The organism is Brevibacillus sp. NRS-1366, from assembly GCF_050467985.1.
The window spans coordinates 39,048-59,457 of record NZ_JBITPN010000051.1 but is presented as its reverse complement, the minus strand read 5'-3'; the positions used below and the strand labels follow the sequence as shown (position 1 = coordinate 59,457).

The following is a 20,410-nucleotide window of genomic DNA, read 5'->3' as shown; positions in this document are numbered from 1 at the left end:
TGGATGATGCGGATCGGAATTATCGGTGCGATGGACGAGGAAATCGCGCTGTATTTGGAAGCGATGGGGCAGACGACCCAAACGGTGAAGGCTGGCATCACGTACTATGTCGGTATCATGGAAGGTAGGGAAGTCGTTCTGTGTAAATCGGGTGTCGGCAAAGTGAACTCTGCGGTGACGACCCAGATTTTAATCGATCAGTTCCAGGTAGAACGTGTTATTTTTACAGGGGTAGCAGGAGCTGTCCACCCCGATTTAAATATTGGCGATATTGTCGTCTCAACGGATTGTATTCAGCACGATATTGATGTATCTCCGCTAGGCTTTGCTCCAGGGCAAATTCCTTTTACAGAGAAATGGATTTGGAGCGCAGATCAAGAGTTGATGCAGCAAGCAATCGAAGCGGGTAAAGAACTGGAAGCAGGCGTGCAGGTAGTGAGTGGACGAATTTTGTCTGGTGACCAGTTTGTTGCGAGCCGTGAAAAAGTAAAGTGGCTGTATGAGCAGTTCCAAGCACACTGCACAGAGATGGAAGGAGCTTCTGTAGGGCAGGTGTGCGCTATGAACAGCGTACCATTCGTCGTTGTTCGTTCGATGTCGGACAAGGCTGACGGCTCTGCCCATGTCAATTTCGTCGAGTTCACCAAGCTTGCTTCTGAGCGCTCGTATGCAATTGTTCGCAATATGCTCAAAGCGACCGCCGGGGCACCTGACGCCATCGTTTATTCGACGAAAAACTGTGTCGATTGCAACCTGGTGAAGGAATGGCTGACAGCAAAAGGCGTTTCTTTTGAAGTGCGTGATGTCATGACGAGCCGCACCTATCAGGAAGAAGTAGAACGCTTTGGCTTCATGGGCGTACCTGTCACCGTCGTGGGGGATAAAGCAGTGAAAGGCTTTGCTCCGTCTGAACTGGAACAGCTCGTGGGCAACAAATAAAGAAGCATCAGCCATAGAAAAAACGGCTTCTCTTCAGAGGGGCCGTTTTTTTATAAGGGCTTGGGTGGGATAGATCTTTGGGGCACCAACCGAGGCGCAATGGAAAAAGTGAAACACGCTCTTAAGCGTCCACCTCTGAAAAGGCCTCCTGAAACGGCTACTTTGGACGCTGTTTCGCTTTTTTTTGGAGCTGGGCAGGGATGCCCCCCAAGCTGGTGACCCAAGAATCTGGAGCGTTTTCTCCTTTTTCCTCTCCTCCTCTACGGCCTCGCGAACCACTCGTATTACTCTCCCTGATTTGGCCCAGTAGGCGCATACATCATCACACGCTCTAGCGTCAGCCGATTTTTTTCGGTAATTTCCGTGCGACGGGGGATCGCCGGGAACTCCTGATCAAACAGACGTGCCGGCAAAGGCAGCTCAGACTGTGGCTGCCAGCGTTCAAGCCATTGTTTGGGCAGGGCTTCATCTGCCAAGAGCTGATCGCTCATTTCGCTCCACAATAGCGTCCAGGCACGCGGAACGACACGCCATATATCGTAACCGCCACCGCCGACTGCAATCCAGCGTCCATTGCAATGCTCGTGCGCTAGGCGGTGCGCAAGCCGGGGAATCTCCTGGTAAATTTTCATTGAACACGAAAGATGCGTCAATGGATCATAAGCATGTGCGTCACAGCCATTCTGGGTCAAAATGACGTCTGGTTTAAACCCTTTGGCAAGCTTGGACACGAGCTCTTGATAAATGGTCAAAAACGAATCATCCTCGGTAAAAGCATCCAGTGGGACATTAATCGAGTACCCATAACCGGCTCCATCTCCACGTTCTGTTAAGCTGCCAGTTCCGGGAAACAGGTATTTTCCCGTTTCATGCATGGAGACTGTCAATACATTCGGATCATCGTAAAAGGACCACTGCACACCGTCACCGTGGTGGGCGTCTGTGTCGATGTACAAGACACGGGCATTCCAGTGCTTGCGCAAATAAGCAATCGCGACGGAGCAGTCATTGTAAATGCAAAATCCGGAAGCACGGCCGGAAAAGGCGTGATGCAATCCACCAGCAGGATTAAAAGCGTGCTCAGCCTGACCGTTCATGACAGCATCTACTGCATTTAGCGTACCACCTACGATGAGAGCGGCTGATTCATGCATATTGGCAAAGCAAGGCACGTCTTCCGTTCCCAGACCATAGCTCGCAGCTTGAGGTAGTTCTTTTTCGTTGTGCCCTTGATCGCGGACGAACTGTATGTAGCGCGGGTCATGTACGAGTGCGAGTTCTTCATCCGTTGCAAGCCTTGGAGCAAGGATGTCTGATTCCGAGAGAATTCCGTAACTGCTCATCAGATCGTGGGTGAGGAGCAAACGACGCTGGTTAAAAGGATGATCATCATGAAAATAATATTGCGTGTAGTCCGGAGAGTAGATCAGACGAGCATTGCGGCTCACAGGAGAATCTCTCCTTCCGTTGGCCCGATGACGGTAAACCCTCTGTCAGCAAGCAGCCTGGTGACAAGACGAGGGTCGATCGTCTGCACGCGGAAGACGAGATTCTTTTTGTGTGGTTTTTTTCCGGGATAAACAATGACGCTGGATACATTTACTTGAGCTTCTCGGAAGATTTGGCTTACCTTTGCAAGCATACCGACCCGATCATCGACTTCCACCTCGATATGGGAGCTGGGTCTGTTGACGCCAAACAACTCGATCAAGCTAGAAAATAAATCGGATTCCGTAATCATGCCGACGAGACGATCCCCTTCTACAATGGGGAGAGAGCCAATTTTATGCTCATAGATCTGGAGGGCTGCGTCTTCGATAAAATCAAGCGGGTGAGCGGTAATTACCTGTTTATTCATGATGTCCGCCACTGGTTTGTGCAGCACCGTACCGTCGTCATCGTGCGTGATGAGTCGGGATGGTAGGGCATCTCGCAGGTCCCGGTCCGAGACGATGCCCACGAGAATGTCTCTCTCGATTACTGGCAGGTGCCGGATCCGATTGGCTCGAAGCAGGAGTAAAGCTTCCCCGATCTCGGTTGTCGGGTTTACTGTGATCACCGTTTTTCGCATGATATCCTCGATGCGCATGTGAGAGACCTCCTTTTCATCTTTGGAGAGGGGGCGAAAATTAGTAGAGAAAACGATTTTGAAAGCGCATGGCGTCAAATGCCAGGACTGTTTCCGGCGGGACACGCTTGCCGATTTTCGCCATCAAACAGTTGGCGGGGTGGGAGCATATTTCTGGATCGTCAGTAGCAACCCAGCTCATACCCACACTGCCCATCACTTTTTCCATGACTTTTCGGTATTGCCATACGTCCAGTCCCGTTCCTTTCAAATCCCAATGCCAATAATACTCAGTAGTAATAATGACGTAATCTTCCATGGCGTCATCAGCGAAAGATACTTCAAGCAGTTTTTTAGCCACTCCACCAGCTCTGACGGATTGGCTGATTTCAATTGCCCCCAGTTCGAGCAAATCTGGCAGCTTTGCCTGTGACCAACGTTCAAGCGGGTCAGGATGCAGGAAGGTAACGTAACCGAGTACGAGATCATCCTCTCGGGCAACGATAATCCGTCCCTCAGGCAAATCTGCAATTTCAATGAGAGCTTGGTGTTGTTGTTCTGGAATACGGAAAGCCTTTAGACCCTCGTCGAACCGTAAAGAGGCCAGTTGGCTTCCAGTAATGGGACCTTCGATGAACAGTTCTTTTCCATTCACAGTCATGCTAAACGAATGATAGCGCTTGACGTGGTCCATTCGTTCCTCCCCTTTGCGTTTGTAGAAAAACAGAGATGGCGTGATAACCATCTCTGCAAGTTCTTCTTGTAGTCTATTCTCAGTTGCCGGCGGATACGTTGCCCGATTGTGACGATTCACCGTAACTATTGACTGCGGTGATGTAATAGCTGCCGTTCGTTACGTTAGTAGTGTGGGTATAGCTTGTAGCGGATACCGTATCGAGGAGAAAATAGCCGCTTGCGGTGTCTGGACTAAAGTAAATGTTGTAGGCAATGACCCCGTCAGCAGCTTTGTTTTCCTTCCATTGCAGCTTCCAGCCGCTGCCCGTTGAATGAATGGACAACGATTTGGGAGTAGATGGTGGCACCGCGTTGGGTGACCCTGAACTATTGTTATTCTGTCCATCCGTTGAGGTGGTATCGGATGGAGATGTTTGCCCGTTGTTCGTGCCAGGGCTTGTAACATCAATGATTGGATCTTCCATCCCGGCATTCGGATCTGGCAGTTCCCATGTTTGTGAGCCAGAGCCAACGGATGCGATGGCAGACGGCTGAGATTCATGACCTGAAATATCAACCGAGGTTACATAATAACCGGAGTCGCCACTGCCCGCGGTGGCTTCAAAGGTCAACACGGACGGATCTTTTACTGTTGAGATGTGGACAAAGCCATTTTGGGCGTCTGCACGGTAGATGCGATAGCCCAACAAGTCAGCTTCTTTGGCAGATTGCCAGGAGAGCAAGACCTGTTTGCCGGAACTGTTCGCCGTAAGCCCGCTAGGGGCAGATGGTGCGCCAGCTACTTCCGTCCGTGGATCTTCGCGATCAGGGAGACGCTGTTCCCAGTCTGGCGGCTGCACGGCCACCCTAGAGTTCTTCGCTTGAATCTGCTCTTTTGTAGGGAGCGGATCAGGAGAGCGGAAGAAGACTCCTTCGGTGACAAAATCATCAGGGGTTCCTGCTTTGGCCAAATACCGTTCGCCATTGTACGTGATCAAACGTGCTTTTTGATGCGAGTCGTCTACTTTTTTAGGGACAAAACGGCGGTTGAAAATGTCTGTGATCAAATGGCCTGCTTCTTTGGACAGCTCACTTGGGAGCATGCCGGATTTAGAGTCTACGGTCGCAGTCACGATTCCATCTGGTTTTTTAAAGGTAGCATCAGGAGGAGAAAGCTTTGGTTGTTTCTCGATGATTTCCTTCATGACCTTACCCCAAACGACCATCGGTACATACTTGTCCGCATCCGGCATTGGATACGGTTCGTCAAACCCGACCCAGACACCCATTGACAGCTCCGGTGTGTAACCGACAAACCAGAGGTCGTTACTGTTATTTGTCGTACCTGTTTTTCCTGCAACATCAACCTTGCGAGGCACAAATTTGCGTATGTGTGTACCCGTACCCGCATTGACTACAGAACGCATCATATCTGTGATCAGATAGGCGGTTTGCTCACTGTAAACCTGTACCGGCTGCGATTCATGACGGTATATGATTTTTCCTTGGCTGTCTTCGATGCGATCAATGAGGTACGCATCTAAGAACGATCCATTATTCGCAAAGGTTGCATACGCATTGGTGATTTCCTCAGCAGTCGTACCGTATGTAAGCCCGCCGATAACGCCTGTTGCTGCGTAATTATCCTCGTCCACGAGGGTGGTGATCCCCATTTTTTTCACGTATTCCAGTGCTGTTGGAATGCCGACCTTGAGATAAGTCTTGATGGCCGGGATATTCCATGACATCCGCAGCGCTTCACGGGCACTCATGATTCCTTGCCACTTGTTGTTCCAGTTCTTCGGCAAATGGGAGCCGTTTTGACCGTCAGCGAGCAGCACGGGTGAGTCATCTATCGGCGAGGCAGGCTGCAGTATTCCGAGTTCAAACGCCGGGGCGTAGGCAGCAAGCGGCTTCATTGCTGAACCTGGCTGACGTGGAGCGGTAGCGTGGTTCGTCTGTTCCACTTTGAAGTCACGTCCGCCAATCATTCCCAGAATGGCGCCGGTTTTGTTGTGGATCAGCATAGCGCCGACTTCTTCCAGTGCATTTTCGATTTTTTCTGTTTTGCCGTTTGAGCGGCGAATCGTATAAGAGCGGTTTTTTCCGAAGTTTTTCGGATCATTTGCGACTGCTTGCATGATGTCGTACACACTCTTGTCAATCGTAGTGTGAACCTTGTAGCCTTTACGCAGGAGGTCACGTCGTTTTTCTTCAACTAATTGACGGTACTCATTTCGCCCAATCGTTGATTTGTCCCGTCCCTTTTCCTTGAGGTCGGCGTCAACCAACTGACGTGCTGCGCGTTCTTCAATCTCCATCATCAAAAACGGCACTTCACGGTAAGCTTGCTGGCTTGGTTTTGCCAGTTGTGCTTTCAAATCTGTTTTGCTGGCACCATCGTATTGGGTTTGGGTGATATACCCATTTTCCAGCATGCGGTCCAGTACCATTTTTTGGCGTTCACGGCCTCTCTGATAGCTTTCATTGCCAAACGGAGAGTAGGCGCCCGGATTTTGAATCATGCCCGCTAGATAGGAGCCTTCGCTGAGACTGAGCTCCTTTACATCTTTTCCAAATATCCCTTTTGCTGCTGCCTGCACGCCGTAAACGTTGGAACCGTTGGCGTTCTTCCCGAAGTAGATTTCGTTCATGTAGGCTTCTAGAATCTGATCTTTGGAAAACATGCGCTCGATCCGCATCGCACTGAAGATTTCCCGGACTTTACGGGTATGGCTTACTTCAGCGGAGAGAATCGTATTTTTTACAAGCTGCTGTGTGATCGTACTACCACCGGTTACGACAGGCTGGTTGGTAAATTCCTGGATGGCCCCGCGCATCGTGGATTGAAAGGCTATCCCGTTGTGGTGGTAGAAGTTTTTGTCCTCGGTGGCGATGATCGCATTAATTAAATAGGGAGAAACATCTGCCTTCTTCACCAAACGCCTATCGCCCTCTTCTGCCCGCAATTGGCCGATGAGAGAGCCGTCATTGTAGTAGGCGAATCCGGTCAGGTAGTTTGTGAAAATCTTATTTTCCAATTCTTCTTTGCTGCGCACAGGCTCGTCCTTTACGAGCGAGGCAACATAACCCGTCACGATTCCTCCAGCGACAGCGGCTCCCATAAGCCCTAGCAGGAAAAGCAGCTGAACGATGATCCAGATCGTCTTTCCACGGCTGCGCCTGCGTTTTTTCTTTGTCGGTTCAGAGGAAGAAGTGTGGTTATTCGACATATAATTACGACCCCCTAGCATACCCCCTGATTATACCATACGAGGAACCTGTAGGGATAGAAGCTGAGAAGTTGACAGCCGTTAGTTCGTATGCCTTCATAGCGATTGTATCCTTTGCCTATGAGAGATGGTTGGTGAATGGTAGGAAGTGCGAAATAGGCGAATTTTGGCAAAAGGAGTCGAAAGAGCGGGCTGGAAACAGGATCATGTGCAGGCATAACTGATCAAACAAAAAAAAGAGCAGGCCGCAAGCGGCGCTACTCTTTTTTCGTTATCCAAACGATTAACGGCTGTAGAACTCAACGATCAGAACTTCGTTGATTTCAGCAGGCATTTCTTCACGGTCAGGCAGACGAGTGAAAGTACCTTCAGCTGCAGTATCGTTGAAAGTGATGTAGTTTGGCAAGAAGTTGCGGCTTTCCAGAGAGTCCTTAATCAGTTGCAGACCACGGGACTTTTCACGAATTGTGATCACATCACCCGGTTGTACACGGTAAGATGGGATGTTCACTTTTTTGCCGTTTACCAGGAAGTGGCCATGGTTTACCAATTGACGAGCTGCTGGGCGAGTTGGTGCAAAGCCCATGCGGTATACCACGTTATCCAGACGGGATTCCAGCAATTTCATGAAGTTTTCGCCCACTACGCCAGCCATTTTGTTAGCATGGTCGAAAGTACGACGGAATTGTTTTTCGTTAAGGCCAAACATGTGGCGCAGCTTTTGTTTTTCTTGCAACTGGAGTCCATACTCGCTCAGTTTACGACGGTTGTTTTGACCGTGTTGACCAGGAGGGAAGTTGCGCTTGATGTCTTTTCCTGTACCATCGAGAGAGATACCCAGACGACGGGCCAGTTTGTGACGAGGTCCTGTGTAACGTGACATGTTTTCATTCTCCTTTAATATGGATTCGCAGGTGTTTACTTCCGGTAGGTTAGTTCCTACTTTATCTACACGAACTTCAGACGGTAGCGTTTCCGCATCGTGCTCCTCACAGGTAGTACAGCCGCTGCCTGAAAGGGAGGGAACTAAGAGGATGAATCCTTCCGTTTTTACCTACAATCAATGCTACCCTGTACACATACAATCAATAATACTCGGGATTGCATCTATAAGTCAAGAAAAAGAAGAGCGCCATCCAGCGCCAGAAGTGGTGTGGATGGCGTTTTTTGCTCTGTGTTTTATTCGCGGTAAAGGATTGGTTGTGTATCCTGTTCGCCGCGTTTTTCGAGGAAGCGGGTAAAGGTGATCGCGGCATCAGCGCGGGACACGATTGCTTGTGGTTGGAATTTTTGTTTGTCTGTCGGTACAATTCCGAGAGTTGTCGCGATGACGATAGACCCGCGGTGCTTCGTATTGGCAATATCAGTTAGCTGTGATTGGAACATGCCGGAATAATCGGCGAGCTTGTTGTAGCCAAGGGCGCGAACGATCATATCAGCCAGTTCTTCCCGATTGATGGCTTCATCTGGGTTTAGCTTGGATGCATTTTTGTCGAGAAGGCCACGATCCACAGCAGCTTCAACAGCTGAGAAGTAACGAGAGCCATTGGCAACATCACTGTACGTCGCTTTTCGTTCTGCCGCGTACATAGGATAATGGCGTCCCTGATTGAGACTGATCATCAGCATTTCGATCATTTCACCGCGTGTAATCTGCTTTTGTGGCATGATCTTGCCGTCTTCGAGTGAGAGAGCATCATATTCATACATGAGCAGCAGCTCTTTTTCCGCAGGATGTCCTTTTAAATCATCAGGTGCAGGACGATGCAGATTAATCGTCTTGCCAGACGAGAGGGACCGCCAATCCCCGGTAGTAGCATCAAAGAAGTAAGGCTGATCCATTGGGGTAGATGTTACGCGGTATACCAGCTTGGCAGTGCGCTGCGGGATATAGGACGGCTGCTGCTGCAATTTCTTTTTATCCTCTGGGCTAAGAGGCGTCATCATGTAGATGGCTTCGATTTCGGATTCTTTCCACCATGCCTCCACTGCTTCTTCGGCAGAGAGGTGTTTCGGTAGCTCGGCCGGATAGGTTTCGTTACCAAAATCTGTACTGTAGGATAGAATCTCGCCAGATTGTGCGTCAAAAGTAAAGTAAGCCGAACCGCTGGCAGCAGCAATTCCATTGACATAACGAGCAAAGCTGATGCTGTAGCGATCTGAATCGGGAAGCTCTCCTTCCTCAGTGGAGCGGTCAGTCAAAAATAACTGATTTGCAGTGGTAGGAGTCCATTTGCGGATTGTCTCCATTGCTTTTTCCTTGAGATTCTCGGGGTTTTGTTTCTTGGCTGACTTCTCATTTTCTTTAACAATCGGCTGATCCTTGTTATACGAATAAACATCACCGGTTACTGCGTCGATGGATACATAGGCATAACGTGTGTTCGAGTTGCTCTTTTCTACGTATTCCAGATTCCAGACGGAGCGATTGCCTTGATAATCTTTTTCGCTGTAGTTGGCAGACCTTAGCTCATATTTAGAGAGATCAAAGAGTTGGGATGCGATTTTGGCCGCTTCATCCTGAGAGAGCGCTTTTCCCGAGTGGCGAGCGGGAAGCTGCTTTTTGCTGACAGCGACAGGCTCATTGAGATCGCCGCGCGGGGCAAGTGATTGGTTTAAAGCTTTGCCGTCAGTTGCATCTAGGTAAAAAGTAAAGGGATTCATATAGCCTAAGATCGGCTTATTGCGATCGGCGCCTGCTCTCTCCCAAGGAAGCAGATAATAAAGGCTGGCCCCAGATAGCTCCAATAGTTTATCTCCAGCTTCTTCCTTTGAGATTGGATCAGAACTCTTTTCGAATTTCACATCATTCCAGGAAAGAGAGTAGTTCGTAACAGTACCGGCACTGTTGACCGTGATGTCCGCGCCGTTGTCCGGGAATAATACGCCATCGACGCTGCGAACAAAGCGGAATGTGTAGGAAATGTCATTATTCAATGGTGTCTTAGGCGCTGGCATATCGCGCAAGTACAAGCGCGTCTGGGCTGCTTTGTCAGCGTTGTTCTTTTCCAAGAAACGTTCGGCCTGAGTTTTTGCATCCTCATAAGAAATGCGTTTTGCATACGGCAGGTTGCTTGCACCTGGTTCATAGCGGGAATAGTTGGTCAGCTCACCTGTATTGCCATGGATGTTGACGCTGTACGATAGCTTGATTTCTTCGGTGTTAGCGTCCTTCTTTGACCAGCTGAAGGACCACTCGGGAAATGTGCGCCAGGAGTCTGAAGAACGAAGTGATACATTAGTGAGCTCAAGTCCGCTCGTAGGCACCAGCTTACTGGCGATAGCAAGTGCTGCTTCTTTGGAAAGCTTAGCAGTGCTGGCAACAGCGAGTACCGTAGTGCTCCCTTGTGCGCTTCCTGAGACTGCTTTGCTTACGCTAGCAGATGGCATTTGGGCGTGTGCATGGGCGACAGGCAATAACAGACTTGCCGTCAAAAGAACCGAGCTAGAGCGTACAAACCAAGGTTTCATGTGGACCCCTCCAACGATGTCAATGTCAGTAATTTCACTTATCACCTCTGACGAGTATAAGAAGCCGATCGTTTCATCCCATTCAAGAAAAAAGAGTCCAGGTATTGCCAGAAGGAATGAAAATATAGGAATTTTGTACCAAATGTTTTTTTATCAATCTAGAATTGTGAACAAGCTTCTTATATAATAAGGAGTACTATTCATAGTTTGTTGTCAAAGGAGATTAGTCGTCTTGGAAACCATCATGTATCTCGTTCGCCACGGAGAAACGGACTGGAATCAAGTCCGGCGCATACAAGGACACAGCGATACAGACTTAAACGAACTGGGATTGCGCCAGGCAGAGCAGGTAGCCGGTCGGTTTCGAGGCGAATTGATCCACGCAGTCTATTCGAGTGACCTGAGCCGTGCACGTGAGACAGCAATGCGAATCGCCCAAAATTTTGATTCCACTGTTTCCACGCTGATCACCTTGCGTGAGCGCTGCTATGGCCAGTGGGAAGGACTCACCTATGAAGAAATTCGTGCTCGTTTCGAGAACCAGGATGAAGCAGCATGCGGAATTGAAACATTCGAAGGGATGCAAAGGCGTGCTGTAACAGCTTTGACCGAACTGGCAAAAGCTCATCGCGGCGAGACCATTGTCGTAGTATCTCACGGCGGGCTCATTAATAGTTTCTTGCACTATGTTACGTCAGGAGAGCAAGGGACAGGTATAACACGCATAGACAATACCGGAATCACGAAATTTTGCTATACAGATCATTGGAATGTCTTGCATGTGAATGTTACAGATCATTTGGAAGCTTAAAAAAACCTCTATCGAGGCCTGTTCGCGAAAGGTGCGATCGCGTTTTAGTGGAAAGTTTGTATGCGTTCCAGAAAGTTTAAGTAAGATTGCTTTCACACAGTGAAGTAATTAAACTTTCTTACACGTTGAGAAAATGCTGAGAGAGGGAGTTTCTCGTGTCAAGTAAAATGTTGGGGAAGTTAGAGACAGTCTTTTCCTACACGGCCCATTTTATTTTGCAATCTTGGCCGGAAAAGCGCCCAGGCATCCTTTTCTTGACAGATTCCGGGGGCCGTGTCATCAACTACATGAAAATGCAGGTCGGCCACTCCTGGAACCCTCAAGGACTTGATCTGCTGACAGACCCTGTTCGAAATGGAGAATGGTGCGATTACGTCATGGACGCTATTCGTACAGGCGAGATCGTAGTGAAGACGAGCGAAGAGGATTCCCTCGTCTGTGGGGCATTTCCACTGCGTGAGCAAGACGGTCAGGTACGTGCAGTGATCGGAATGGTAACTCCTCAAGCGGAGATTGATTTCGACCTTTCTTCCTATATGCGTGGACTGGAGCCGTTGATTCGCATGGGGTATGACGCCTATATTCAGCATGTGACTAGTCAAATTGTGATGGATTTGACACTCCATGACACCACGCGCGAATTGCTGGAAAGTCTGACAAGTCAGATTAGTGATATTATCCAAAAGGGCTATTGCTCAGCTGTAAAGCTTTCTGAGAACGGCTTGCTCATTCCGCAAGAATTTGTAACGACACAGGATGTAGATTATGGGCTTATCGAAATTACTCATCTGGTGGCCCGCTTTGGCATAGCTCCGATCACACCTTTCGTTCTTGATAACAACCGGATTGTTGTGGTACCGATCAGTCTGAATAATAGTCCGCTGTACGCGTTGTTTTTACATCTTTCACCAGACGAGACCGATTACAAGTACGATGAACGGGATATCGCCTTTTTGCAGGAAGTGAGCGGAAAAGCAAGTTGTGCGCTGTGGCGGGCAATAATGTCAGATGATTTGCGCCGTGAAGCTAGTAAAAAGGACTTGTTGTATCAGCTCATGTCCAAAATCCAGGCATCGATTGATGTAAATGATGTGCTTCATGAAATTGTAACGAGCATTCCTGTCCTGTATCCGTACTTATCGGTGGAGCTGTTCCTGACGGTTGAACCGAATGCAACTACACCCGTCAAGCAGCTGTCTTTCCAAGAAGAGAAGCCGTCGACCAGTACCAAAGCTTATTTGGAAGGGCGTCTCGTTGTCGATCAGATCGAGGACGGCGACCAGCAAGTGACGGTAATTGCTGCGCCGCTACTTGGAAAGCAGGGAATCTACGGTGTCTTGCAGGTGACATCGGATCAGTTGGTTTCCTTGAGTCAGCATGAAACAAACTACATCGCGATTTTGGCTGATACCGCTGGAACGGCATTTGAAAACGCCCAACTTTACCAGCAATCACGCAATTTGATTCGTGAACTTAGGTTGATCAACGAAATGGCGAGGCAGTTGAACCGAAGTCTCAATTTAAAGGAGATTTTGGATTTTGTAACTACCATGATGCGGGCGACCTTCGATGCGGAATTTTGTGCAATTTTAAGCAAAACGCCTGGAGAGGAGAGCTTTCAAGTCCTTTCGACTTCTATTCCTGCGTATAATGGCGCAGTGATTCAGGCATCTGAAAAACCATTTCAGGAAATACTGCAAAACAAACAAGCGCTGCTATTGGCCCAACCCGGTGCTGGACCACTTCCGTTTTCACTGATGCCGTGTTCTTCACTGATGGGCGTACCGCTGGTTGTAGAGGGAGAAATTAGTGGAGTCCTTTTAGTCGCTGATTCACGCTATCATTTTTTTAGTTTTGACGACTACAAGCTCCTCGAAATTTTTGGACAACACGCCAGCCTGGCGATGACTAATGCTGTACTCCATAATGAGATGGAGCGTATGGTGATAACGGACAACCTGACAGGCTTGTTCACACGTCGTTATTTGAATGAGCGAGTCAGGGCATCGCTAGAAAAGGACAGTTACGGATCGCTCATCTTGATTGATATAGATTACTTTAAAACAGTGAATGACACGTACGGACATCAGGTTGGGGATGAAGTGTTGATTCAGGTTTCCAACCTCATTCGCCACAGTATCCGCGATAGTGATATTGCAGCCCGTTGGGGAGGCGAAGAGCTTGCTGTTTATCTGCCCAGGGTGGACAAGATGATGGCTCATACAGTTGCTGAACGAATCCGTGAGTGTGTGGAACAGGAGACGTCTCCGCGCGTTACGATTTCATGCGGTCTAGCCAAATGGAACAAGGAAATGGATGTAAATCTCAGCGTAGAGGCTTTGTTTCATCAGGCAGATGTGGCTTTGTACGAAGCGAAAAATTCGGGTAGAAACCAAGTTGTGTTAGCATAGAGCCAAAAATGGCTCTTTTCTCTTTTCGGAAGAAAGGAGGATAAATTTGTGTGGGGAAGATGAGGGGAAAACAAGATGAAAGCACATGAACGACATGAAATCGCTACAGAAATGGCACCGGGGGTATTTCGACTGGAAATACCAACTCCATTTAATGTGGGTCCAGTGAATGTGTACCTGTTGCAAGGGGAGAAGCGGACGCTAGTAGACGTCGGCCCATTGACAGAGGATGCATGGAAGGCGCTCACAACAGGTCTACATTCAATCGGATACAAGGTAGAGGATATTGAACAGGTCGTATTAACGCATCATCACGTTGATCATTGCGGCTTGCTGGAAAAAGTCAGGCAAGCCTCAGGGGCAACGACCCTGGCCCATCCCCTGGCGGCCCCTTATGTCGAGCTGGACGAAGACTTCATGGTTTTTCACGACTGTTTTTTTACAGAACTGTATAAAGAAGCAGGCGTCCCTAAAGAGAAGATGATCATCATTATGAAATTCCATCAACTGATGAAAACCTTTTCTGCTCCTGCCCGAATTGACGGGCTGCTAAGGCATGAGCAGGTGGCTCCCCATTTGTCCGAGTGGCAGGTTCTCTACACGCCAGGTCACAGTCAAAGCCATCTCTCTTTGTACCGGGCGCAAGATCGTGTAATGATTGGTGGAGACCATATAATTAAACACATCTCCTCCAATGCGTTTATCGAACCGCCGAGGGATCGTTCCAGACAGCGTCCGTTGACCTTGGTACAGTACCGGACAGCGTTGCAGATGTGTGCGGATATGAACATTGAGCTGGTACTGTCTGGTCATGGAGAACCTGTCACCAACCATCGGGAATTGGTGTTGTCCCGGTTACAAAAAAACTGGGAACGTACAGATACCCTGCGTCGCCTGCTGGAGCGTGGAGAAAAGACGGCGTACGAACTGACTGCCCTGCTTTTCCCAACGCTCTATGAGAAGGAACTGCCATTGACCCTCTCAGAAACGCTTGGCCATCTAGACTTGCTCACCATTCTTCACCAAGTGGAAATTCGCGAGCAGGATGGGGTTCTCTACTACTATCTGTAACGGAATTGACGAAGTGTGCCAACCGGCAGAATAAGCCCTTTCCTCCCCGGAAACGATAAAGGGGACGAGACCGCCTGTAGGTACCCCATGGGGTTACCAAGAGTAGCGGAAGGAGGGGCAAGTATGCGCAAGTGTTGGACCCTTTGTATGATGATGACAGTGTTATGCACAGCACTGGTTGGCTGTAATCAGATGGGAGTCAAGCAAAATCCGGGTTCCACCTACGAGCAAGTACGTGATCATTTTTCTGCACAACCGTCGTATGCGTTTTACGGCCGAACCAAGCTGTTGACAGCGAATAGCTCCAATGCCAACATGGTCAATTTTTCTGGCCGCAAAGATGGTGATGCCGTGTATATGAAAGTAAAGCTATCGGTTCCTGATGAAAAGCGGGTAGACACATTGGCTCTTTTGAACCAGGGAGACAAGCTGTATGCCAAGGAAGGCAATGACCAGAACTGGAAAAATGTCGCCAGCAAAGATGCGGCACTGCAGCAGGAGATGAACAACTGGAGTCCGATCTTTTCGTTTCAACAGATGGATGAAATGAAAAAAAACGTGCGGCAATTGCCTGATGAAAATCCAAATGATGACTTGGAGGCCATCCGGGTTACGCTTGACTCTGCCAAACTGAAAACCTGGCTGGCGACGCAGATGCGAGAGCAGACTGGCACCGGCAGTGGAACCAGCATTCAATCCACGTCCGACTTCAAACATAAACCTAAATTAAAGCTTGCGATGGCACTCTCCGACGGGAATTGGAAGAAAACCCATGCCAAGCAAGCTGGGCCTTCCATCCAGTCTCGAATGAGTCCCGATGTGAATGACATCGTAGATCAAATGGATGTAGAAGCAGAGTATACGATCTACTACAATAAAACCAGTATGCTTCCAACCAGCTTGAGTATGTCGATACGCTCCGTATACGATCTGAACAATCAGCGTGTTCATGAGCATTCTCAGGTGGAAACGTATCTACAAAATTACGGTCGTGTACAACCGCTTCCATCCCCTGCTGACCATACGATAGAAGGTTAACGAGAAAAGACGCTTCCTTTCCTTTCATTCAGCGGAAAGCCAGCGTCTTTTTTGGAGAGAGCGATCGCCGCATCCTTTCCATCCGCACTGGGTAATGATCAGATGGACCAACAGGCGGAGCGGTTGCCTGAATAAATTGTAGGGGTGTTATACGTAACGACAACGAGTCGGTCTACGTAATAACTGTCGATAGCAGGAAGGGAAGAAACCAACTATTTGCTTTTTTTTATCATAGCGTTTCACGAGACGGGAGGAATACTGGAAAAGTTTGTCGAACATACATCAGGACTATCTTTTTGCGTCGAACAATCTGTACAATGGGAAAGATGCCTGACTAGCCTTGGAGGGAAAGAAAGGCAATGGATCAAACCAAACTACGCATTCTGTCTGCAGCCGCGAAGCTGTTTGACATACATGGATACAAAGGTACATCTGTTCGACATATTGCCGAGGAGGCCCGGGTTAACTCCGCTTTGATTTCCTATCACTTTCAGGGGAAACAGGGTGTGTTGGAAACCTTGATAGCCTCCTATTTCGAGACTTTATTTAGACACGTAGAAGAACTGGCGGAAGAACACAAACATGCTACACCGTATGAGCGATTAAAGAGTATCGTTCATCTCTACGTAAGCTTTCAAACGGAGCATGCCTCCATCACGAGACTCATACAAAGAGAGCTGAGTGTCGAGTCGATGCTTGCTCGTGAAGTGATGACCCTGTATATCAGCAGGTGGAAACATAGGCTCTCAGAGTCAATCGAGTCTGGAATCGCTTCTGGCGATTTTTTGCCTGTGTCAGTAGATCGTGTTGTATTGGCATTGAGCAGCTTGATGATCTATCCATTTTTGCAGCCGCAAATGGTTCGTCAAGTATATGATCTAGAACCTTCCGAAGAGGAGTTCGCTCTGTGGCTGGAGGCTTCAATCTTGCACTATCTGCAAGCCTGCTTGCTTCCTTCTCCAATAGGGAATACCCTCCCATGAATTAATACGTTAAGGGGTTGTATGATAAGTGAAACGAAAACTATTCATGCTCTGTCTGGCAGGCATGTTGCTATATACGAATCCGGCCTATGCCACTCCATTTCCCGATAAAACCGACCAAGTCGTTCAGGATGCTGACAAATATCTGAAAAAAGAAGACATAACCAAGTTCGAAAACTCGATGAAGAATGAACCGGGCAGCTACAAGGTTGTCGTTGTAGAAAGTACTTCTCCAGAAGCGGAGTCTCCTGATCAGTACGCTCAAAGGCTCTTCGATAACTACAATTTGGTCGATGATGCGATCATGGTCGTTCTCGATATGAACACGGAGCAGTTAGGTGTGTACGCTGGACCAAGCCTGCAAACAAAAGGAGCCAATCGGGAGATGCTCCAGGAGAAGGTCACCTCCTACTATGAACCTTTCCGGACGCAAAAGCAGTATTTGACTGGGATTCAAACCCTGATTACAGAAGTGCATGCAGAGATAGGGCGAATCGAAAATAACTCAGGACAAGCAGCAGCCACTCCTAATCAGGCCGACGCTGCAAAAGAGGACACAGAGCAGTCCGGGCTTGAGCTCGGCGGCATTCCTTGGTGGATTTATTTGATCGGTGCCGTTTTTGCAGGACTTTCTATCGGCTTGATTTACGCGATGATCCGTAGACGCGCTATTTTTGCCCAGGTAGACGATGTGGAGGATTGGAAGGAAGAGCTGGCAGAGAAAATCAATGTCATCGAAGTAGAAAAGCCGATGCGCCGTTCCAGCGGAGTGACTGAGGTGCGATACCATCACTTGGCTGATCAAAAAGAAAATCTTTTACGCAACCGTATTCCTGACGTCGAGATGATGATTCTCGATGCCGAGGAAGCCTGTGATCGATTCCGTTTTTCTCTTGCATTAGGCATGCTGGACGAAGCCAGAGAGACTTTGACTTTGATCGAGCAGGAATTGAGTGAGCTGAAAACCGATACGAGCCAAGTGGCTGTCACCAAACAAGAGAACAAGGTCGTCATTCCGGAAATCGGGAAAGTCGTCGAGCAGATCGAACGCCGCTTGTCTGATTTGCGTTTGGAATACGGTTTGTCCTTTCATGACCTGAAATCCTCACTGGATGAAGTAGAAACCATGCGAAGCCTGATCAAAACATCGCGATCTGCAGGTGATGACCTGCAAGCCTATAATACAACGCTGAAAGCTCAACAACTGTTGGATCGGATCAGCACTACAATGGAGCAGATTCCGACGCTAGTACATCGCGTGAAAAAAGAGATGCCGGATGAATTCAGGCAACTGGAAGAAGGCATCGATAAAGCGATCAAGGATGGTTACGTTGTCCACCAGGACGTATGGGAAAATGCACTGTTACAGGCAAAGCAGCTTCTGTCTGCTGCCAAAAGCGCACTGGAAGAAGGCAGCCTGGAAATGGTGACACAGCATCAAAAGGCTTTTGAAGTTCTCCTGGACACGACGTACCAATCAATCGAAGAAGGTGTACTTGCCCAGCGTGAAATAGCTGTTTCTGCTTCGAATGAGCAAATCCCAATTATCGAAGAGATTTCCAATCCTTTTGGAGAGCAAAAAGAATCGTACGTAGAAGAGAAAGCAGAACGGTATGAAGAACCGATCCTTTTATCGGATAAGCCAGAAAAAGAGCTTTCTTCCGGGCAAGAAACAAGTCGCGTAGAACAAAGGCATTCCGAGCCAGCCCAGGATATTATGCCGCCACGTACCGCTGAATTGAGTGAGGCCGAAAGACTTGTCTTGCTGCAAGCTGTGAAACAGCCTAAACAAGAAAAAGCGTCGCCACCAGTCCCGACACCTAAAGTGGAAGAAACAAAACCAATCATAGAAAAGCAACCAGTGCAGGATGAAGAAGAATACGAACTCGTCATCCCCAAACTGCCCGTACAACAAGAAGAAACCATACAAGAGGCAGGGCCGGTACAAATAGTGATTGAGTCGGAAGACGACGCGTTAGATGAGCTGGAGCGCATCTCGAATACACTCGTTCGGATTCGACAACAAATTAAACGGAGCTATCTCCCAGGTATCCCAGACCAGTTGAAATATATGTTTGAAGAAATTATTCAGACGCTGGCACGGGTTCAGGCCATTATGGATGAATACCGTTACGATTTGGAAGAAGTGGCGATTCTGATTCAAGATGCGAATGAATTGGTGGAAGAAACGGAGAAGTTGGCAGAGCGAATCATCTCAACTTGCCAAATGGCGGAGGGAGCTATTCAATACACCAACCGCTATCGTCGTCAAAACCGTCAAGTGAACGAGCTGTTGACCAAGGCAGAACAGTCTTTTAGACAACTGGCATTTGCGGAGGCGTATCAGTTAGCCGAGGAGGCGCGTCTTGTCGTCGAAGGAGCACCGGCTGTGGAAGACACAGGCTGGCTGCTCAGACGTAAGAAAAAGGGGTGACCTGAGTATCCATGTCCTTTCCCATTTTTCTCATCGTCATTGGAATTATTGTGATGCTTCAACCGCGTACTAACCGCTGGAAAGCTCGTATGAATTCTTTTTTTCAAGGGAATGAAAAACGTGTAAAACAGCGGGCGAATACGTTTTTTATATTGGGGTTCGCATTTATTTTGGCAGGCTTTGCGTACCTATTCCGATTTGTTGGGTAAACGAAAGAAAAAAGAAAAAAGAAAAAGAAAACACCCGAGCGAGTAGGAGGGCCAAACTTCACGGAACCTTCCAGCCGCAACGGGTGTTTTTTCGTACAAATCGTATATCAATCATTCCTAAGAGCAATCGAATAGGCTCTACCTGTCAGTGGCGAAAACACTTTTAGCTTCTGTAAGAAATGCTTTGACGGCAGGGGACGCATCAGATATTGATGGGCATGCAAGTGCGACCGTACGCCAATTGGATAGATTCAGGTTTGCGATTTGAATATTTTGCTGTGTTTTGAGAAACAATTTAGGACCAATAGTGACTCCGAGCCCTTCTTGGACCATATTGGCAATCGTGTTGCAATCATGTACTTCAAAGCGTATAGTCGGTTTGATCTGAGCTTGTTGAAAAATCTCCTCTACATGCGATTGATACATTCCTTTTGGCATAATGAAAGGTTCATCTTTTACATCTTGAATAGATATGATTTTCTCTTTGTGAAACTTGTGTTGAACAGGAAAAGCTATAACCATTTTATCTTTTATGAGCGGAATCGTGGAAAATTTTGTATGCGCGTCCTGTTGTACGACAAATCCTATCTCTATTGCTCCTGTATCTAACCATTCCATTATTTCTTCATAAGTGCCTTCGTAAAATCTAAACTCAATTTTGGGATATTTCTTCTGAAACTTCGAGAGTATTTTAGGCAACAGACAGGCAGAAGCGCTGGCAAAAGTACCGATGCGTATGGTACCTACTTCTAATTTTGACGCTAAAGCAAGCTCCTGGTTAATTTTTTCTGTTCTATTTAAAATTTCTCTTATATGAATCAGTATTTTTTGTCCTACCTCTGTAAGAAGAATTCCTTTCTTACGATCACGAATGAATAACGTTGTGCCCCATTCCGATTCCAGACTGGAGATAGCATGACTTACCGCTGATTGTGTCATATTAAGATTTTCAGATGCTTTTGTGAAATTCCCAAGTTCGACAATTTTGGTGAATACTTCAAAACGAGCAATTGTCATGAGTAATCACTCAACTCCTCTATTAAATGTATTAATTTTACTCATGTTAT

Annotated in this window: 14 protein-coding genes; 7 read left to right on the top strand and 7 right to left on the bottom strand. The window is 47.9% G+C overall.

What is annotated here, in order from left to right; genetic code table 11:
• Positions 1 to 6 precede the first annotated feature (6 nt).
• Complete coding sequence (locus ACIFQN_RS29460) at positions 7 to 939, top strand: 5'-methylthioadenosine/adenosylhomocysteine nucleosidase (protein WP_429836752.1); 933 nt, start codon at positions 7 to 9, stop codon at positions 937 to 939.
• A 284-nt stretch (positions 940 to 1,223) separates the two neighbouring features.
• Here ACIFQN_RS29460 and ACIFQN_RS29455 read toward each other — a convergent pair whose 3' ends face one another.
• The 6 genes from ACIFQN_RS29455 to ACIFQN_RS29430 all read right to left on the bottom strand — a co-directional run bounded on the left by ACIFQN_RS29455 (position 1,224) and on the right by ACIFQN_RS29430 (position 10,386).
• Positions 1,224 to 2,387: an acetoin utilization protein AcuC gene (locus tag ACIFQN_RS29455; RefSeq protein WP_429836604.1), complete on the bottom strand. Its 1,164-nt coding sequence runs from the start codon at positions 2,385 to 2,387 to the stop codon at positions 1,224 to 1,226.
• Positions 2,384 to 3,028 (bottom strand): CBS and ACT domain-containing protein, encoded by a 645-nt coding sequence (locus ACIFQN_RS29450; protein ID WP_429836603.1) that lies wholly within the window; start codon positions 3,026 to 3,028, stop codon positions 2,384 to 2,386. Before ACIFQN_RS29450 ends, ACIFQN_RS29455 begins: the two co-directional genes overlap by 4 nt.
• 40 nt (positions 3,029 to 3,068) lie before the next feature.
• Complete coding sequence (locus ACIFQN_RS29445) at positions 3,069 to 3,701, bottom strand: N-acetyltransferase (RefSeq protein ID WP_429836602.1); 633 nt, start codon at positions 3,699 to 3,701, stop codon at positions 3,069 to 3,071.
• Between the two features lie 79 nt (positions 3,702 to 3,780).
• Positions 3,781 to 6,915, bottom strand: a complete 3,135-nt coding sequence (locus tag ACIFQN_RS29440; protein WP_429836601.1) for a PBP1A family penicillin-binding protein — start codon at positions 6,913 to 6,915, stop codon at positions 3,781 to 3,783.
• A gap of 283 nt (positions 6,916 to 7,198) precedes the next feature.
• Positions 7,199 to 7,798 carry a 30S ribosomal protein S4 gene (gene rpsD, locus ACIFQN_RS29435; RefSeq protein ID WP_429836600.1) on the bottom strand — a complete coding sequence of 200 codons (600 nt, stop codon included), beginning with the start codon at positions 7,796 to 7,798 and terminating at the stop codon, positions 7,199 to 7,201.
• A gap of 296 nt (positions 7,799 to 8,094) precedes the next feature.
• Positions 8,095 to 10,386, bottom strand: a complete 2,292-nt coding sequence (locus tag ACIFQN_RS29430; RefSeq protein WP_429836599.1) for a YcdB/YcdC domain-containing protein — start codon at positions 10,384 to 10,386, stop codon at positions 8,095 to 8,097.
• A 232-nt stretch (positions 10,387 to 10,618) separates the two neighbouring features.
• Between ACIFQN_RS29430 and ACIFQN_RS29425 the strand changes: the two genes are divergently transcribed.
• The 6 genes from ACIFQN_RS29425 (at position 10,619) to ACIFQN_RS29400 (ending at position 19,134) form a co-directional block, all read left to right on the top strand.
• A complete protein-coding gene (locus ACIFQN_RS29425) occupies positions 10,619 to 11,197 on the top strand; it encodes a histidine phosphatase family protein (protein ID WP_429836598.1) in 579 nt (192 codons plus the stop codon).
• A 167-nt stretch (positions 11,198 to 11,364) separates the two neighbouring features.
• Positions 11,365 to 13,608, top strand: a complete 2,244-nt coding sequence (locus ACIFQN_RS29420) for a diguanylate cyclase (protein ID WP_429836751.1) — start codon at positions 11,365 to 11,367, stop codon at positions 13,606 to 13,608.
• A 75-nt stretch (positions 13,609 to 13,683) separates the two neighbouring features.
• Complete coding sequence (locus tag ACIFQN_RS29415; RefSeq protein WP_429836597.1) at positions 13,684 to 14,679, top strand: MBL fold metallo-hydrolase; 996 nt, start codon at positions 13,684 to 13,686, stop codon at positions 14,677 to 14,679.
• Between the two features lie 123 nt (positions 14,680 to 14,802).
• Positions 14,803 to 15,717: a hypothetical protein gene (locus ACIFQN_RS29410; RefSeq protein ID WP_429836596.1), complete on the top strand. Its 915-nt coding sequence runs from the start codon at positions 14,803 to 14,805 to the stop codon at positions 15,715 to 15,717.
• Positions 15,718 to 16,076: 359 nt separating this feature from the next.
• Entirely contained in the window at positions 16,077 to 16,700 is a 624-nt protein-coding gene (refZ, locus tag ACIFQN_RS29405; RefSeq protein ID WP_429836595.1) for a forespore capture DNA-binding protein RefZ, read from the top strand.
• 28 nt (positions 16,701 to 16,728) lie between these two features.
• Positions 16,729 to 19,134 carry a septation ring formation regulator EzrA gene (locus ACIFQN_RS29400; protein ID WP_429836594.1) on the top strand — a complete coding sequence of 802 codons (2,406 nt, stop codon included), beginning with the start codon at positions 16,729 to 16,731 and terminating at the stop codon, positions 19,132 to 19,134.
• A gap of 347 nt (positions 19,135 to 19,481) precedes the next feature.
• Here the strand turns inward: ACIFQN_RS29400 and ACIFQN_RS29395 are convergent, their stop codons facing one another.
• Positions 19,482 to 20,360 (bottom strand): LysR family transcriptional regulator, encoded by an 879-nt coding sequence (locus ACIFQN_RS29395; RefSeq protein WP_429836593.1) that lies wholly within the window; start codon positions 20,358 to 20,360, stop codon positions 19,482 to 19,484.
• Between the last annotated feature and the right edge of the window lie 50 nt (positions 20,361 to 20,410).